This window comes from Xenorhabdus bharatensis (genome assembly GCF_037996705.1).
GTDB lineage: Bacteria > Pseudomonadota > Gammaproteobacteria > Enterobacterales > Enterobacteriaceae > Xenorhabdus > Xenorhabdus bharatensis.
On the sequence record NZ_JBBMXG010000002.1, the window covers coordinates 369,840 to 388,162 of the forward strand.

Annotated in this window: 15 protein-coding genes and 2 pseudogenes; 11 read left to right on the forward strand and 6 right to left on the reverse strand. The window is 40.3% G+C overall.

Translation table 11 applies throughout. The annotated features are described in order from the left end of the window. Positions 1 to 144: 144 nt before the first annotated feature. A complete protein-coding gene (gene secA, locus AAC855_RS03590; protein WP_340608233.1) occupies positions 145 to 2,853 on the forward strand; it encodes a preprotein translocase subunit SecA in 2,709 nt (902 codons plus the stop codon). A 172-nt stretch (positions 2,854 to 3,025) separates the two neighbouring features. Here the strand turns inward: secA and AAC855_RS03595 are convergent, their stop codons facing one another. After that, positions 3,026 to 3,616 (reverse strand): DUF2239 family protein, encoded by a 591-nt coding sequence (locus AAC855_RS03595; protein WP_340608234.1) that lies wholly within the window; start codon positions 3,614 to 3,616, stop codon positions 3,026 to 3,028. Between the two features lie 138 nt (positions 3,617 to 3,754). Continuing rightward, positions 3,755 to 4,507: a metalloprotease LoiP gene (gene loiP, locus AAC855_RS03600; RefSeq protein ID WP_340608235.1), complete on the reverse strand. Its 753-nt coding sequence runs from the start codon at positions 4,505 to 4,507 to the stop codon at positions 3,755 to 3,757. Positions 4,508 to 5,461: 954 nt separating this feature from the next. Here loiP and AAC855_RS03605 point away from each other — a divergent pair. Then, on the forward strand, positions 5,462 to 6,424 hold the full coding sequence (locus tag AAC855_RS03605) for an oxidoreductase (RefSeq protein ID WP_340608236.1): 963 nt from the start codon (positions 5,462 to 5,464) through the stop codon (positions 6,422 to 6,424). Between the two features lie 94 nt (positions 6,425 to 6,518). Next, a complete protein-coding gene (locus tag AAC855_RS03610) occupies positions 6,519 to 6,683 on the forward strand; it encodes a hypothetical protein (protein ID WP_340608237.1) in 165 nt (54 codons plus the stop codon). 99 nt (positions 6,684 to 6,782) lie between these two features. On the opposite strand, the gene AAC855_RS03615 is transcribed toward AAC855_RS03610, so the two are convergent. Continuing rightward, entirely contained in the window at positions 6,783 to 7,943 is a 1,161-nt protein-coding gene (locus AAC855_RS03615) for an MFS transporter (protein WP_340608238.1), read from the reverse strand. A 504-nt stretch (positions 7,944 to 8,447) separates the two neighbouring features. Between AAC855_RS03615 and AAC855_RS03620 the strand changes: the two genes are divergently transcribed. From AAC855_RS03620 to AAC855_RS03645, 6 genes are all read left to right on the forward strand, one after another. Beyond that, a complete protein-coding gene (locus tag AAC855_RS03620) occupies positions 8,448 to 9,530 on the forward strand; it encodes a 3-oxoacyl-ACP synthase III family protein (RefSeq protein WP_340608239.1) in 1,083 nt (360 codons plus the stop codon). A 68-nt stretch (positions 9,531 to 9,598) separates the two neighbouring features. Further along, on the forward strand, positions 9,599 to 9,874 hold the full coding sequence (locus tag AAC855_RS03625) for an acyl carrier protein (protein ID WP_340608240.1): 276 nt from the start codon (positions 9,599 to 9,601) through the stop codon (positions 9,872 to 9,874). Further along, complete coding sequence (locus AAC855_RS03630; protein WP_340608241.1) at positions 9,871 to 11,502, forward strand: amino acid adenylation domain-containing protein; 1,632 nt, start codon at positions 9,871 to 9,873, stop codon at positions 11,500 to 11,502. Before AAC855_RS03625 ends, AAC855_RS03630 begins: the two co-directional genes overlap by 4 nt. Continuing rightward, positions 11,483 to 12,628, forward strand: coding sequence for an acyl-CoA dehydrogenase family protein (locus AAC855_RS03635; protein WP_340608242.1), 1,146 nt, complete (start codon positions 11,483 to 11,485; stop codon positions 12,626 to 12,628). The genes AAC855_RS03630 and AAC855_RS03635 overlap by 20 nt, the downstream gene beginning before the upstream one ends. 381 nt (positions 12,629 to 13,009) lie before the next feature. Then, the gene (locus tag AAC855_RS03640; RefSeq protein ID WP_340608243.1) at positions 13,010 to 14,242 is read left to right on the forward strand and encodes a cytochrome P450; all 1,233 of its coding nucleotides are present in this window, start codon (positions 13,010 to 13,012) and stop codon (positions 14,240 to 14,242) included. Positions 14,243 to 14,261: 19 nt separating this feature from the next. Then, positions 14,262 to 14,681, forward strand: coding sequence for a YbgC/FadM family acyl-CoA thioesterase (locus AAC855_RS03645; RefSeq protein WP_340608244.1), 420 nt, complete (start codon positions 14,262 to 14,264; stop codon positions 14,679 to 14,681). Between the two features lie 389 nt (positions 14,682 to 15,070). Here AAC855_RS03645 and AAC855_RS21565 read toward each other — a convergent pair. From AAC855_RS21565 to AAC855_RS03655, 3 genes and pseudogenes are all read right to left on the reverse strand, one after another. Further along, positions 15,071 to 15,178: pseudogene (locus AAC855_RS21565) on the reverse strand (IS982 family transposase); the annotation flags it as partial. Between the two features lie 72 nt (positions 15,179 to 15,250). Further along, entirely contained in the window at positions 15,251 to 16,804 is a 1,554-nt protein-coding gene (locus AAC855_RS03650; RefSeq protein ID WP_340608245.1) for a pyridoxal-dependent decarboxylase, read from the reverse strand. A gap of 276 nt (positions 16,805 to 17,080) precedes the next feature. Beyond that, positions 17,081 to 17,225 (reverse strand): annotated as a pseudogene (locus tag AAC855_RS03655) (IS5/IS1182 family transposase); the annotation flags it as partial. Positions 17,226 to 17,603: 378 nt separating this feature from the next. Between AAC855_RS03655 and AAC855_RS03660 the strand changes: the two are divergent. Continuing rightward, complete coding sequence (locus AAC855_RS03660; RefSeq protein ID WP_340608246.1) at positions 17,604 to 17,819, forward strand: hypothetical protein; 216 nt, start codon at positions 17,604 to 17,606, stop codon at positions 17,817 to 17,819. Positions 17,820 to 17,919: 100 nt separating this feature from the next. Continuing rightward, a complete protein-coding gene (locus AAC855_RS03665; RefSeq protein WP_340608247.1) occupies positions 17,920 to 18,213 on the forward strand; it encodes a hypothetical protein in 294 nt (97 codons plus the stop codon). The last annotated feature ends 110 nt before the right edge of the window (positions 18,214 to 18,323 follow it).

An 18,323-nucleotide genomic window follows, 5' to 3' on the forward strand; every position in this document is an offset into this window, starting at 1 on the left:
GATTTCTGATAATAAGACAGTAACTAAATTCGAGTCATATACCCAAATCGACTTCAAGTTGCCTGGCAGCAATTTGAATAATAATGGATATAAAAGACACAATTGATTGGCTGTAATTATGGCCTCATTTGAGATGTATTAACTATGTTGATTAAATTACTTACTAAGATTTTTGGTAGCCGTAACGATCGTACCCTACGTCGTTTGCGTAAATCGGTTGATGTGATCAACCGTATGGAACCTGATTTTGAAAAGCTGTCTGATGAAGAATTAAAAGCTAAAACAGAGCAATTCCGTGCTCGCCTAAAAGAAGGCGAATCACTGGAAAAAATTCTGCCAGAAGCCTTTGCTACAGTACGTGAAGCCAGTAAACGTGTGTTTGGTATGCGCCACTTCGATGTGCAGTTACTGGGTGGTATGGTACTGAATGAGCGCTGTATTGCAGAGATGCGTACAGGTGAAGGCAAAACCCTGACCGCAACATTGCCAGCTTATTTGAACGCACTGAGTGGACGTGGTGTCCATGTTGTAACCGTGAACGATTATCTGGCACAACGTGATGCTGAAAACAATCGCCCGTTGTTTGAATTTTTGGGGCTGAGCGTTGGTATTAACTTACCAAACATGCCAGCACCCGCAAAGCGTGCTGCTTACGCTGCCGATATTACTTATGGTACCAATAACGAATACGGTTTTGATTACCTGCGTGACAACATGGCATTCAGTCCGGAAGAGCGGGTACAACGCAAACTGCATTATGCACTGGTGGATGAAGTTGACTCCATTCTGATCGATGAAGCGCGTACCCCACTGATTATTTCCGGCCCGGCAGAAGACAGTTCTGAGCTTTATATCAAAGTCGATAAACTGATCCCTCAATTAATCCGCCAGGAACAAGAAGATTCAGACACTTTTCAGGGCGAAGGGCATTTCTCCGTTGATGAAAAAACACGTCAGGTTAACCTGACCGAACGGGGTCTGGTGCTGATTGAAGAGCTGTTGGTGAATGCTAAAGTGATGGATGAGGGTGAATCCCTTTATTCTCCATCCAATATTATGCTGATGCACCATGTGACTGCTGCATTGCGGGCACATGTCTTGTTTACCCGCGATGTCGACTATATCGTTAAAGATGGTGAAGTCATTATTGTTGATGAGCACACCGGGCGTACCATGCAGGGGCGTCGCTGGTCTGATGGTTTGCATCAGGCAGTGGAAGCCAAAGAGCACGTTGAGATCCAGAACGAAAACCAGACACTGGCTTCTATCACATTCCAGAACTACTTCCGTCTGTATGAAAAACTGGCAGGTATGACCGGTACGGCTGACACGGAAGCATTTGAATTCAGTTCTATTTATAAACTGGATACCATTGTCGTTCCAACTAACCGCCCTATGATCCGTCAGGACTTACCTGATCTGGTTTACATGACGGAAGCGGAAAAAATTGATGCGATTATTGAAGATATCAAAGAGCGCGTTAATAACAACCAGCCAGTGTTAGTGGGAACTATCTCGATTGAGAAATCAGAAGTGATTTCTAATGCCCTGACCAAAGCGGATATTGCGCATAATGTTCTGAACGCGAAATTCCACGCAATGGAAGCTGATATCATTGCACAGGCTGGTCAGGCGGGTACTGTTACTATAGCAACCAACATGGCCGGGCGTGGTACGGATATCGTACTGGGTGGAAGCTGGCAGGCAGAAATTGCTAAGTTGGACGAGCCGACAGAAGAACAAATCGAGCAAATTAAAGCGGCATGGCAGGAACGTCATGATGCCGTGCTGGCAGCCGGTGGTTTGCATATTATAGGTACAGAGCGTCACGAATCACGCCGTATCGATAACCAGTTGCGTGGTCGTGCAGGCCGTCAGGGGGATGCGGGTTCTTCACGCTTCTACCTCTCAATGGAAGATTCCCTGATGCGTATCTTTGCTTCAGAGCGTGTAACAGGAATGATGCGCAAGTTGGGAATGCAACCGGGTGAAGCGATTGAGCACCCATGGGTCACCAAAGCCATTGCTAATGCACAGCGTAAAGTTGAAAGCCGTAACTTCGACATCCGTAAACAATTGCTGGAATATGATGATGTTGCCAATGACCAGCGCCGGGCGATATATGCACAACGTAATGACCTGCTTGATGTGAGCGATGTCAGCGAAACCATCTCCAGCATCCGTGAAGACGTTTTCAAAGTGACCATTGATGCGTATATCCCGCCACAATCTCTGGAAGAAATGTGGGATATTCCGGGCTTGGAAGAGCGTTTGGTCAATGATTTTGATCTGCATTTGCCAATTAAAGAGTGGTTGGATAAAGAGCCTGAACTCCATGAAGAAACATTGCGAGAGCGTATTCTTGAAAAGGCGATAGAAGTTTATAAGCAGAAAGAAGAAATCGTCGGTGAAGAAATGATGCGTAACTTTGAAAAAGGCATCATGCTGCAAACGTTGGATACATTGTGGAAGGAGCATCTGGCAGCAATGGATTATCTGCGTCAGGGCATCCACCTGCGTGGTTATGCGCAGAAAGATCCAAAGCAGGAATATAAGCGTGAATCTTTCGCTATGTTTGCCAACATGCTGGAATCACTGAAATATGAAGTTATCAGCACGTTGGGCAAAGTTCAGGTCAGAATGCCGGAAGAAGTGGAGGCGCTTGAACAGCAGCGCCGTGCAGAAGCGGAGCGTCTGGCAAGTCAGCAGCACTTAAGCCATGAAGTTGAGCAAGGCGCTTTGATGTCAGAAGCCGAAGCACAAATGGTAAGCGGTTCCCGTAAAGTTGGTCGTAACGATCCTTGCCCATGTGGTTCAGGCAAAAAATATAAGCATTGCCACGGTCGTTTATAATTAAAGTCAGCGATAAGCAGCCAGAGATAAATTATCTCTGGCTGTTACCCACCTTCAAAGCCCCCCAACGCGACTCATATATGAGGAATCATAGAATCTTCATCCCTGATATTTGGGTTCAACGATCTATACTTCGAGAGTCGGGCTTACCCTATTGATATAAAAAATAGGATTAATTGTCTTCTCCAGAAAAAGCCAGTTTTTTAATATAGTGACGGAGATCTTCAGGCCATGATTTTATGCATTGTTTCAGCTCTGTCTCATTTCCTGCAAATAATGCCCGCAAAGCGGATTCATATTCGGGCAGATCTCCGGCAATGGCTGACATAAACAGATATGCTCGTTCATGGCGAAGACGCTTATCATCTTCATCACGATTTTCTTTTCTGGCTTTTTCAACCAAACGACGAAGAGTTGCAGAAGCACCACCGGATTGTTGGGATAACCATTCCCAATGCCGTGGCAGCAATGTGACCTCTTTTGAAACCACACCTAATTTTGGTCTTCCTCGTCCTTTGATTGAGTTACCGAGATCTATCGATGAATCGATGGTTAAAGGTGTTAATTCTGGATAACAGGCGATAGTCCGCTGATAAATTTCTCCAGCAGTACCGCGTATGTCTAAATCCAGTTGCTTACCGTTTAGATCGTTAAAAATAAGAAATTGCCCTGAGGGATAAGATGAACTCTGTAACTGTTCAATCAATTCGGCTAGTGTTCCAAAGGCAACTCGTTTGTTCTGAAAAAAAGCGGTGAATGTCATTAGTATTATCTACTCTATTTTTATCTGGGTAAAAATAATGTAGATCGTTTTTTGAACTCTGTCAAATATACCCGGGTAAAATAAATTTAGCCAAAAAAAGCGGTGCCATTGGCACCGCTGCAATCAGGGCAGAACTTATTATTTCTTATCGGCGGCGATACGACTACGAACGTGTTCAGCACGTTCCTTTGAAGGTGGGTGTGAATCAAACATGCTGGTTTCACCACTGCCCAGCTTAGCCAGTTTTTCGAAGCTAGTTGCTAAACCTTCCGTTTTAATATTGCGCTTTTTCAGCAGGTCATAAGAGAAATCATCAGCCTGACTTTCCTGATGTTGTGAAAATTGCGAGTTGAGTAGCTTTTGCCCCAAATCGGCAAGTTGAGAATCGCTCAACTGTGCTGCGACACCACCGGCTGATGCTGCTGCGGTACGGGCAGCAACGGCTGCATAAGCAACCTGCATTGCTTTACGCGAGTGGCCCAATGCGACGTGCCCCATTTCATGGCCCAGAACACCTTCGACTTCATTATCATTCATCATATTCATCAGGCCGCTGTATACACGTACACAGCCATTAGCCATTGCCCACGCATTTACATCATCAGTCAGATAGACCTTATAGTTAACTGGGGTACCATTAACTTCGTGTCCTAATGCTTTGGCGATTTTGTTCAGACGCTTAGTGTATTGGCTGGATGCGGGGGCAATTTTATTCTGTGCATCCATATCCCTACATGATTGGTCAGATAGTTGTTTAACATCAGAATCATTTAGCGTCGCTGCTTTGAATAATTGCATCCCAGAGCTAGCCAGCATTCCATGATCAAGATTCTGACACCCCGTCAGCATGACAGCAGAAACAGCTACCGCAACAAGAGCTTTCATTTTCATAACGTTGTTTTTTCCTTTGCAATACACGCTGCCCTATTTATTTTTAGGGCATTATAAAGATGATGCATTTTGCTAAAAATGATAATAGGAATAAACTCTAATAATGGTGATTATGTGAATTTGATAACGTTTTAAGCAAAATAATCAAACCATAAGAAGAGTGATTTAGTTTAAATTAACTTAACAAATATAGCACAGTATGCGTCACCCTCTTGCCGTAAATGATCGTCGGTCAGAAAAAATAATGCTGATAGCCAGAAGGGGAGCATCCATCACGATGGTCTCTTTAGCCGAGGCAATAAGCTGGCTGTATTAGCTCATCTTGGCTACTTTTCATAGACATTTATTCTGGTGATGAAATAAATAATAACCATTGAGATAGGAAATGACATTAATACCCAATTTAGAGATTGGTCTTTAAAAAATGGGAAATCGTTGAAAAGTTCAGGATGTAAATTAGTGTAACGAGATTATTTATAACACTAATCAAAATAGCAGAAAAAATAAGGTGCAAACTTCGTTTTAAATTATTTCGAAACAAAAAAATAGTAATACAAAAAATAAACAGTAAGTTGTTAGTCAGCATGAGATAATCAGCACTGCAAATAAGAAAGGATAGTTCATCTATGGTGTATTCATTGTTTGGCCATAAAGTGAATATCTCCTTGGTAGTTAAATCGATAGAAATAAACCCTATGTTGCTAATAATAAATAAAAACATTATTAGAAATGTATACAATAATGACTTAATCGACATTCAACCCTCCTTGCATCTTCCTGAATAGATTACCAGAAATACATTTTATTTTAAAAAACAATCAGTATTTATATGAATTAAATATTCGTTGAATGACTGTCTCTATTAGCAATGATAGAGTTACTGTCTTAAAGGAATTTTATACTTAACGGGTAAGAGCAGACTACTTCTAAATTAAAATAGCGATAGGGAATTTTATGCGAGTCCAAAAACCAATCAATTCAGGGTTTAGTGCATCATCAACAGCCTCGGATGTACTTAAAGGTATTGATATTAAAGGTAAGACAGCTTTTATCACCGGTGGACATTCTGGGCTGGGATATGAGGCCACCAAAGCACTATCAGAAGCAGGTGCTCATGTGGTCGTGGGGGCAAGGGATATATTGAATGCTTCTAAGACATTAAGTGAGCTAAGCAATATTACAATTCTTCCACTTGATCTTTCCGATGTTAATTCTGTTAGGAAATTAGCGAATTATATCAATGCGAATAAATATCTCTTTGATTATGTGATTTGTAATGCCGGCATTATGGCTTCTCCGGAAAAACGGGTTGGCCCGGGATGGGAATCACAGTTTGCCACAAATTATGTTGGCCATTACGTACTGATCAATCTCATATGGAATAATATCCGAGTAGGAGGGAGGGTAGTGTGTGTTTCATCGGCTGGGCATCATAACTCTCCAATCAGATGGGATGATATTCAATTTATCAGTGGTTATGACAAGTGGTTAGCATATGCACAGTCTAAAACTGCGAATATACTTTTTGCATTACAGTTGGATGAATATGGGAAAGATAAAAACATCAGGGCGTTTTCTCTGCACCCGGGGAAAATATTTACTCCTCTTCAGCGGCACTTGTCTCATGAAGAGATGGAGAGAGAGGGATGGATGGATAAAGATGGTAATCCAATTGATTCAACCTTTAAAACTCCGGCACAAGGTGCTGCGACTGAGGTATGGGCTGCAACAAGCTCAGCGTTGAATGGACTGGGAGGACTTTATTGTGAAGATTGTGACGTTGCTGGGCTTGCATCAGATTATAAAGAGGCTTTTGCCGGTGTTTGTGAATACGCAATTGATCTGTCAGAAGCCTTAAAGTTGTGGAACTTCACAGCTAATCTCACTGGTGTAAATGCATTTGTAACCAAAGACTAAATTAAAAAGCGAAGATCATAAAAAACGGATATTGCATTTAGAATAAATACTAAATAATTTAATTAATTAACTTATTTTTCTTTCACCAGAAGAAATGGTGCTCTTTTTCTTATCCACCAGTTATGTCACTCACTATATTGAGCAGGAAGGTGGTGAGTTGTATTTCAATGAATTTATGAGGAAGGTGATTGAGATAGGAGGTACTGAATCAGTAGCTGTTAACTTTGATATTCATGCCGTTACTGCGGTTAATCGTTAGAAATAATTGTTGATGTTGTGATGAGTGGCTAATTATTGAATAGATAAGAAATAAGCCAAATAACGAGGAGCAGAACTCCAATTTATTGATTGTGATGTGTTAATGTTTTTCATGATTACTTTCTCTTTGATTTAAGCATACTGGAACGAAAGAAATAATTGCACAGATAATCAAAACCCAACTCCACCCATACATGGTATAAATATAGGATGAAATAAACCCGCCGAAGGCCCCACCGATTACAAAGCTTGTCATATAACAACTTGCAGCGCGCGCCTCATTCCCTTTACAGGAAAGATACAAGTTCCTTTGATTGTTGACATGTATTAATTGAATAAACGCATCAAGCAGCAATGCACCTATTATAGTACTTAAAATGTATTTTTTAGAACTAGCCATAATGATTAATGCTATAACAGATAATAAGTAGAGGATTTTGTTTTTATAATTTATTAGTTTTAAAATATAAGATGAAAACAGTGCCGAGGAAGCACCTGCAACACCAATCAGTGAAAAAAAACCTATTTCTGATTGGCTAAAACTAAAGGATGATGACAGAAACATAGATATATTACTCCAGAATGCAGAGAATACGAACATAATGACAAAGGCGTTAAAACAATAATACCGGATAATGTCACTTTTAATGATTCCTGTTATATTCAGAAATAAAATGTTTCGATAATTTTTAACCGTATTTTTTTCTGTGCTTTCTGGTGTCGAATACTTTTTTAATAAAAAATAACCAGAAAGAGCCATCAAAATACTTGAAATAATATATATTGATTTCCAACCCCAAATTTCACTAAGGATACTTGACAAAAATCTTGAAAAAAGAATACCAATCAGTACCCCTGCCATGATCCTGCCAATATATATCGTTCCATTTTTTTGTTTACTTAATCCTGCAATAATCAATGGAATGGCTGAGGTTCCAACGCCAATTAAAAAAGACATCAATAACAGGGCGTAATAGTTGTCGCATACAAAAAAAACTAATAACGACAATGATGAAATAAGGTAAAGAATAGCTATTAGTTTCTTTTTATTATAAAAATCACCTAATGGTATTATAAAAAATAGTGACGCAGCATTACCCACCAGAGATAACGAATATAGCATGGATGCTTTCTCATAAGATACCAGTAGGTTATCCCGGATGATGGGGATTAGTGGCTGAACATAATACATATTAGCAGCAGTAAAACCACATATTATGGCTATTAATGTTATTAATATATTATCATTAATTTTTTTCATGCTCATATTTCACTTATTTAAACAGTTAGATACAAGTAAAATACCGTTAAAATGATGTATGATCTATCCTAAAAATTTTATTGTTAATAAAAGGTTTTTTATATGAAAATATCGAATAAAGTCGATTAAATTCTGTTTTCATGGAAGGTGATCAATAAATTCATCAATATGTTTGATACTAAAGTTAAATGAGAAAAAATGAAATAAACACTCATTCAATGTGAAGTGAGTTTACAATAAATAATATTTATTGAGTTATATTCTCTGATGTAAGTAATAGTTTATTTTATTCATCGGCTTACTCGGCGATATTGCTGGATAAACATTAAATTCTAGGTGGTTTTCTTTTTTAATAGTTCAATAAATTTATAGTATTTAAAGTGAACTTTTGCATTTATCATACAACTGATTTTTAGTTCGAATTTATTTTATTGCCTGCAAATCAGAACGCAAATTCATGCGCATGATTTTAGGTAATCCACTTTTATTATATGAGGAGACTATATGCAAGCAGCAGGAATTCAGGCTATTGCCGTATATTTGCCTGATGAGGTGCGTACAAATGATTGGTGGTGTGAAGATATACCTCAAGAACAGTCAATAACAGCAGCGGGAGTGCGTGGTGTATCCAGTCGTCGTAAAATCAACCCCTATGATGCTGCAATGGAACGTTATCTGAACGATCCTTTTTTCGGTAGTGTCGAACGCCGAATCGCAGCAACTAACGAAGGAAGTGTGGAGCTCGGGGTTAAAGCCGCACATCGTGTACTGGGAGCTGCGGGTGTTTCTCCGGCAGAGGTAGATTGCCTGATTTCAGTGTCAATGTTCCCCGATCGGATCGGCTCAGGTGATGCCGGGTATCTTGCTCAGTCACTCGGAACTGGCGGCGGTGCTTTTAACATAGAAGCAACCTGTGGTGGTTCCATGACGGCATTATTGACAGCCTGTGCCTGGGTGCAAGCAGGATTAAAAGAACGAATTTTAGTCATAACAACATCCAGACTATCGCGGGCGATCGAACCTGATGATGTCACCCTTCGTTTATGTGGAGATGCTTCGGCAGCATTTTTGGTCGGGCCGGTTGAAAATGGTTTTGGTCTACTGGGTGCTGAATCTTTGCATACAGGAAAAACCTGTGGCACCTGGCTGCTTGATGCAGTCGAGGATACCTCAGGAACAAACCCCCTCAGGCAAAAAATCCGCTTGCGCGTAGATCCTTCTATCTCCCACGTATTACGCGCTACGGCTGAAGAGTATCTCGTACAGACAACTGAGGGTGCTCTGGCAAAAGCCGGGCTTGAATTGAAAGATATTGACTTTGTCGTTGTGAATACTCCGACAGCCTGGCACGCAGAGTTTTCGGCCAGTGCATTAGGCGTAGAACTTAATCGTGTGGTAAATACTTTCCCACAGGTTGCTAATATCGGGCCGGTGCTGATGCCATTCAATGCATATACTGCCGCTGCTGCCGGTGATATTAAACCCGGTGATACTGTACTTCTGTACGGGTTTGGTGGTCAGGCAGAAGCTTCAGCAGCCATACTCCGCTGGCCTGACGTCATTCTGGCACCCTTCATGCAAGGATGAGCCTGCTATAAATCCACTGTGAATACTTTTCATTCATTAACATTAATCGCTGACTGATAGAGAAAGTTATGATGACTAATACCTTGACTAAAATCCGGGCTTTTATTATCGACGATATCCTCAAAGGAAATGATCTTGATATTACTGATGATTTGAATTTAGGCGAATCAGGGATACTTTCATCCTTGGCAATGATGCGTCTGGTTTCATTTATTGAAGATGAGTTCAATATTATCGTTGGTGTCAGTGATCCCAGAACACGTTTTACGACTATTCGTGAAATATCACGCTATGTCATTGAAAAGTCATTGGATGATTCTACATCAGAAGCAGACAAGCAATGATAGCGACAGTATCAAAGGCACAAACTGAATCTTCAGTCGATCTGGCTAAATACTTAGATGATGCCGTCTTACGATATCCCGAAGCTTGTGCAGTCATTGGTTCTGACGATTCAACAATGAGTTATAAGCAGCTTTCCGATGCTGCGGATCAAGTTGCAGCTTTCCTTGACCAAAAAGACGTTGTGATGGGAGATCGTGTTGGTATTTTCATGCACAAGAAACCACAAACACTTGCCGCCATTTTTGGTGCACTCCGTTTAGGTGCAGTGTACGTCCCCGTCGATGTGGATAGCTCCGCTTCACGGGCATCCACTGTCTTTGATAATTGTCATGTTCGTTGTATTCTGGCCGATTCAGAATCCGCTGCACACTTGATACAAGTTGCCCCTCACCTGCAACCCCGGATCATTGTAATACAGGCAACGGAAGAAAAAGCAAGCAGGGCATTACAGGTACGAAATGTTTTATCTATAGGAAAACGAACCACAGAAAAAAGTGAAAAAGAGCCTAATTATCCACGCGGTACACCAGATGCAAATCATCCTGCCTATATACTGTACACATCTGGTTCTTCTGGTATCCCGAAAGGGGTAGTTATAACCCATCGTAACTCAGTTAGTTTCGTTGAATGGGCTTCAGATTTCTTTCGGGTGACGGCAAAAGATCAAATATCCAGTCACGCCCCATTTCATTTTGACCTGTCTATTTTCGACATTTATGTCTCTGTGAAGAATGGAGCCTGCATTCATCTGATTGATACTGATCTTGCCGCAAGCCCACGCCATCTGGCTTCATTTATTGCCCGCAGAGCAATTACCATCTGGTATTCTGCGCCTGCAATTTTGGGTATTTTGGCTGAGCAGGGTCAAAAAGGGCATATCCCTAACCAGCTACGCCTCGTACTATTTGCAGGAGAGGTTTTCCCTATTCCCAAATTACGTCAGTTGATGCAGTTGTGGCCTGAAGCCGATTACTTCAACTTGTATGGTCCCACAGAAACCAATGTATGTACTGTCTACCAAGTACCCGTGCCCATTCCGGAAAACCGTCTGGAGCCATTATCCATCGGTAGTCCTTGTACTCATTGTGAAACTATGGTTGTCAATGAACATCTTCAGCCTGTGCCGGAAGGTGAATCAGGTCAGTTATGTGTTTCAGGCGATGCTGTTTTTGCTGGTTATTGGAACGATCAGGAGAGAACTGCTCAGCGTATCTTTTACCTTAACGGCAAATATTGGTACAACACAGGAGATGTGGTTCGCTCCTCAGCAGAAGGTTACATTTTCATGGGGCGTCTCGATCGCATGATTAAGCGCCATGGATACCGGATAGAACTGGATGAGATTGAGTCATGCCTGATAACTCACCCTAAACTCTCTGACAGTGCAGTTATCAGCACAGAGATTGATGGAGAAGTGGCAATCTCTGCTTTTCTGGTGTCTTCTGATCCCCAGCTATCATTGACAGAGCTGAATCAGTATTGTCATAAACGACTTGCACGATACATGCTCCCTGACCATTTCAGTTGCCTGCCTGAACTTCCACGTACTTCTACGGGTAAAACTAACTATCAATTTTTGAAACAACGATTTCTGGAGCAACGAAACCATGGTAAATCAACCAGATGAAAAACGGCTATTATTGCGTGATAAAGCCGAACGTTTTGCTCATGAGCAATTGAAGACAGATATCTCAGCCTCTGATCGTAACGGGACGTTCTTCCTGAAAGGTTGGCAAAAATGCGCAGATTTCGGGTTACTTAAAATGGGCATACCGGAAGAATATGGTGGTGACGGAGCCCCATTATCTGATCTTCTGTCTATCATGGAAGGTCTGGGATACGGTTGCGAAGATATGGGGCTATTATTTTCACTCAACGCTCATCTGTGGACAGTGACGATGCAACTGGCTATTCACGGTACGCCGGCCCAACGTTCCCGTTTCTTACCTGGTCTATTAAAGGGAACGCTAATCGGTGCTAATGGCTCGACAGAAGATGAAGCGGGTTCGGACGTATTCTCCATGCGCACTCACGCAGTAAGAAGGGGTGATTGTTATATTCTTAATGGAGTGAAAACTTATATCACAAATGCTCCTATTGCTGACCTTTATGTTATCTATGCCACAATTGATCCCACTCTTGGCCCTATGGGTATAACCGCCTTTCTTGTCGAATCATCCACACCAGGTATAGAAGTCAGTCAACCGCTGGAAAAAATGGGGTTACGTACCGCACAAATGGGGCGGGTTATACTCAAGGATTGCCGTATCCCCGCAGATGCCATATTAGGGCGGGAAGGGCGTGGTATTAAGATCTTTGAAAGTGCCATGGAGTATGAGCGTGGATGTATTCTCGCTACCGCCTTGGGAGCGATGCGCCGCAACCTTGAAGCATGCATTACCCATGCACGCACACGGAAACAGTTTGGTCAGCCCATCGGGAAAAATCAGGCTATATCGCATCGTATCGCAGACATGAAGGTTAATCTGGATGCTGCACGTGAACTTGTCTATCGAGTGGGACGCTTAAAAGACGCAGGGAAAGATGCCACGATGGAAGCGGCTTGTGCAAAATTGTTTGTGTCTGAAACGTACACACAGTTATCAATGGATGCATTACGGATCTACGGAGCAAAAGGTTATCTTGTTGACAGTCATACCGAAAGAGAATTACGCAACTCCATAGCTTCCGTCATTTATTCAGGAACATCGGATATTCAGCGGAATATCATCGCTAATGAACTCGGCTTATAACTTTCATAACGACAATGTCCAGAGGAAGTATTTTTTGAGATGTTGTCGCTAAAATGAAATTGGACAAAAACTTCTGAACCATTAATGCCAATATAGAAAGAAGATTCTATATACCTTATTCATAATCGTGAGAGTATCCGCATGCGGTATCCCTTACCCCGCGTGACACGCGGGGTAAGGGATACTCTTATCATTTTGAAAAACTATTTATAATCACATTATTTAATACTTTAATAACAATATTTATTGCAGCGCAATCTAATAAAATAATGTGAAATTACACGCCAAATTTTAATTAGTATTTAGAGGGGGCAGAATTATCAATTAAATAGCAGGACTAAAGGAACGCATTTTGATCGTCATCTTAATGAAGGAGAGCATATGGCTGAAAGAATAAAATTTAACCCACGTTCTAAAAAATTCCAGAGTAATCCCTATGATATTTATCGACAATTAAGGATAAATGAACCTGTCAGCAAAGTAGGTGGTAATTGGCTAATAACAAAGCACAATGACATAAAAAATTTATTGCTTAATAAAAATATTCAAGCAATAGGCGCATTTCATACTTATGAAAAATATATCCGCGACAGACAAAGTCCATTACCTGAAAATGTTCGGAATATGCTGAATAATGTTCTTCTTCTTCAGGAGGAAGAATCTCACCGGATGCATAAAAAAGCATTAATGCCTCTCGTGACTGGAATATATATGAAGGAGCTGGAAACCATTATTGAGCAGGAGGTGAATATTATTCTGAATAATATTACTGGCCGGAGTAATATTGAAATAATGAGTGATATAGCGACTAAGTTCTGGCAAAAAATATTTTCACAGTGGTTGAATCTTAATGATGATCAACTGAATTTTTTCGTTGAAGCTCAGAAGAAAGTACGTCCTTTGCTTGAAGCGCCAGGCATACTCTCTTTTGAAGATTTTAATGACGGGATTGAATTCCTGCATCGTGCCTCAGTATTGTGTGATGCGATGCTGGATGAAGGGCAGCCGCTAAAAAATTCTCTTTTTTACAGGGCACTTTTAAGTGGTTATGGAAATAATCATGACGAGGTTAAGAAAAATATTTTTGCGGATATCGTTAATATTCTTGTTGCCACCAGTGAAACCAATGAATCGTTGACGGGCAGTTTTTTTCTGGAGCTGGCCTGTGATAACGGGTTACAAAACCGACTCCGCAGAGAACCGCAAAAAATTAAGTTGGCTATAAACGAAACCATGCGCTTGCACTCACCAGTACAGATAACCAGAAGAGTGGCGACCCATTCTTGCCGGGTTGGTGACAGCGAGATTGCAGCAGGTGACGTACTTCTGCTTTGTTTGGGTTCAGCTAACCGGGATGAGGATGCTTTTTTTAATGCCGACAGGTTTGATATAGACCGCAGTAATATAACCAGACACATTGGTTTCAGCACCGGGCTACACAATTGTCTGGGGCAACAATTGGCCATCAAGCAAATGGATATCCTGTGTCATGCTTTTTTGCAGCGGTTTCCTTCCTTTACTGTCAGTTCACCAGTGGTGTGGCAGACCGAAAACTTGGTTCTGAGAAGTCTCAAAACATTAAACGTTAAGTTTGAACAGACCTTAATTAGTTAATAAATCAGGAGATAACGTAGTGGGTTTTAATCTGCGGGTTTACTACGGTGATACAGATGCCGAGGGTGTTGTATATCATGGGGCATATGTTAACTTCTATGACCACGCCAGAACTGAGTTTTTCCGTTCACTCGGCATCGAATCAGGAAATTTAGTTGCCAGAAACTGTGTTTTTGCTGTCAAAAAAATAAGCCTCGAATATCTTTCTCCGTCTTTTCTGGATGATTTACTTCACATAAAAACAGTAATAACTGGAATGGGAAAGACACGTCTGAAGATAGAGCAGTCCATCAGTAACAGTCGTGGAGAAGTCATTAACCAGTGTGAGGTAGTGTTGTTTTTTGTGGATCTTCTGAAAAAGAAAGTAGTTGCAATACCCTCTGATATTTTTGACAGACTCATTCAGTCTGAAAAAAAGGTGGTTAATAAAGAATATTAATTTGTTGATTTATCATTAAATAATGATTTTAAGTAACCACTTAACGGTGGTTGCTGTTCTGTTTCTCCTTAATCCTTTGTTATTGAAAATTTGAGATGTCACTCTGTTCTCTAAAATAGAGATTATTTTTACTCCAGAAGAAGAGTTGGGAGAATTCTTACCTTTATAGACTTTCTCTAAACTCATCAGAGCTAGCCAATACTGGATTGATAACGCTGAGTTGTTCTTAGATTCCAGCTTGAGATAAGCATAAGTATCTTGGCATTGCTTTACTTTGGTTACCTCGGTGTTCCAGATCATCCATTTTCGTCTGACCCAATTTTAAAACTATTCCAAGACTTTTATGATCAATGAGTTAATCTTTGAGTATTGTAACCGAAACAATAATATTGGTATCGCTCCCTGACCGTTTTCACAATAATTTGTTGATGCCAGAGAGGGATAAATTTTTGGCAAAAGCCATCGATACAGCAGTAAAACTCCTCTAAATTGTACATGCCTGAGGAGATCCAAGATTTGTTTTATTTAACAAAAACTTTGATCGTACCTCAGGCACTTTAGTTCCCTTCTTAAGCGACGCTCAGGTTACTTATGGTGGTAAGTTGTGGCTGATTATCCAAAAATAGTATTTTGTTAAAAGCACTAGGCTGGCGCAATGCCGCTATAAGCTGATTAATCAGTTCATCTGTCACATGAGGCATAACGAAAAGGTGTGCATACTTAATACCATTTTTAACTTCCGTAGACAGTGAGAACTCATCGACAATATCACTGCTAGGGCAAAGGAACAGGATACTGAGGGAAAGTGGGGAGCGGTGGGTGTGAAGATCAATCCCCAGCTCGTCACCTAATGCCCGCAATTTCTGATAAACATTTTCACTCATCCGAAGTCGATGGACGATACTTTCAATTTGGTCATTATAAGAATATCTGGCTAGATAATGCCAAAGCAGCAGCGCAGAAAAACCATTTCTCGAACCCGCTAAAGTAGAATCTTGAGCACCGATATAATCCACACTAAGGAAGTTCAACAGATATTTTTGTTTGGTCAGGTAAACACCTGTTGGCCACGGTGTCCCCATTTCTTTATGACCGCTGGTTACAATTGAGTGAATTGGATTTCTGAAGTCAAATGAAGGAAGCGTCCCTACACCAATATCAATTCCTTGCTCTCTCGCTTTTTCTAAGAATGGACCATAAGAAGCACCCAGTGCACCATCAATGTGGAACCAGTAGCCATTTCGAGGACTTTTGACAACTTTGCCATTTTCCAGTGTGATTTGAAGGGTTCTATCCTTAAGACCGTATTTTTCAAGTATGGGGAGCAGCAAATCAATCGCGCCACTGACATCATCAAGCGCACCTTTAAAGGTTGTGCCATAGTTGAAATTTACCACTATCGGGAAACCCTGTGACGCAAAAAACTCTACTAATATGCTCAGTGCATTTAGATCAATCGACCCTGTTGGTAGAGATGGAACTTTTGTCGGCCATTTTCCATTACTCGTTTTAATAGGGCACTGACCCGGATAACGCGACTCCCCTATTTCAGCGAAAGTAGGTAGTGCTAAAATATCTTTGGCTTTATCAATTGAGTAATGTGTATCTTCGGAGTAAAAAAGTACGGGGGTTAGCGAATTATCATTGCCTTCCAGATAAGCGCCTTGTTCAGTGTGATTATTTGAATTAAGATCAATCCAGAGCGCTTTCCCAGCTAGGTAGTCACGTGCATTACGTAGTGCATATAAATTCCCTTCAGTGCTTCCCATGGACAAGACATAACCCCAATAGCCCTCTCCCTGTTCGGCGCTATCTCGGTCAGGAGCATTCCAAAGTTTAGCAAAATAATCTAATACCGCGCATTCAAAAACTTTTGAGTTAAGCCTAAAATCACCCGCCACAAACGGATCACCAACATTGTTTAACTGAATATCTAGGTATTCACTTAGTTCTGGTGAATAGCGGAGAGATTGATTGGTTTGATAACCCAAGAATTTATCACGTGTTTTCGTTACATATGACCTCAGCTCTGTCAATGCTTTCCCACGTTCAGTATCTGTTAAACCCTCTTCAGATAATTTAAATAAAGATTTATCAGCGTTAGCATAGATTTCATGATTCATATTTGGTCCAGATGCAATAATTTATAGATTTTTTAGCTGGTAAATTATAGGGTTAATTTAAAATCCCATAAAATTAATAAACAAAAAAACTGTAACTAATTGATATAATTTATAATGTAATTTATATAATTAAATTGTTACTTAAGGTGTTTATATTATATTTACATATGTCACCATTCAATAATAATCTTGTTTAATGATTTTTATTAATGCATTAAAATATGTAAGACGTTTATATATTTTAACTAGGGCGTGTTGACATTTTGTACTCATCATTTACTTGATCCATATGGGTAGCCATATAATTACAAATGCCAGTGCTGGAGTAATTTCGAACCAATTTATCGTATCTTGTTGCGATTGCACGGAAATGTTTGATTATAGTAAACACGTTTTTGATTAAATGACGATAACGATATAACTCTTTATCCATCTTTTTATCCGAATTTCAGTTATTTTTTCGGTAGGGAATAACTGTTGTTATCCCTTCTTCTTCTATATAATTTTCATACTGAATGGAATAAATAATAAATGTAGTGGCATGATAATTCTGGACACCTCAAAAGCCTGCTAATGTTAATCAACTGACAACACACATCGAACAAGATGAGGGAATTACTGCGCTAAATGTGGTGCGGGTTGACCAAAAGGATTTTCAGTATACTGCCGTCAAAACGGAAGTGAATAAAGCCTTACGTTTGAAGGGATTATATATTTTTACTAAAACGTTTATTCCGTCATTACATTTATAGAAAAATGCCGTGCGCTATTATGGCGACATCACCACTATCAGCTGATTATGGATAATTTGATTGTCAGTTTCAGTTATCATATCCGTGCTGTTATGAATGTAGGCAAAATCTATGCATCAATGGCACAGATGGATCACAGTTATGGGGTGGTGATTCATTTTCCTAAGCTGGCGAAATTTCTGAAATGGTTTCCGAACAGAAACCCTCATTTGATGCCGGAAGAACTGAACGAAATAGCTTACAGCTTCTTACCCAAAGTATGACTCGGTATCTGAAACGTAAATCAACCGATATTCACCTCGATCCGTATCTTTTCGAGTTCTTTGTTTATAAAAAATTTATCACGAGATCGAACGGGGAAGATTGTATTGTAATGACAGCGTATCTTACTGTGATATTGATGCCAATCTGATTGACGACGTAGAGAAGAACGCTGCGGAGTTTGGCTATCCAAAAATTGCCGTTTATTGTGGTCAACGCCTCAATGACGCGCTTCAAGAGCTTAATGATGCTTCCTTCAAAAAACTACCCAAAACCGATATCGCTAATATCGTGATGTTTATTGGTGAACTGACAGATATATGGCGAGGATGTATCCCACTACTTTTCAGAACTGGCAAAGGTCATTATAAAGCCTTTGACGTCATATTAAGATAATAAATTCAACCAAAACAACAAGATAACAGACATTATCGCTATAAATCAACTAACTGATTTATACATATGATTATTTTATAAAAAATTAATCGATGCTTGTAATTATTTAT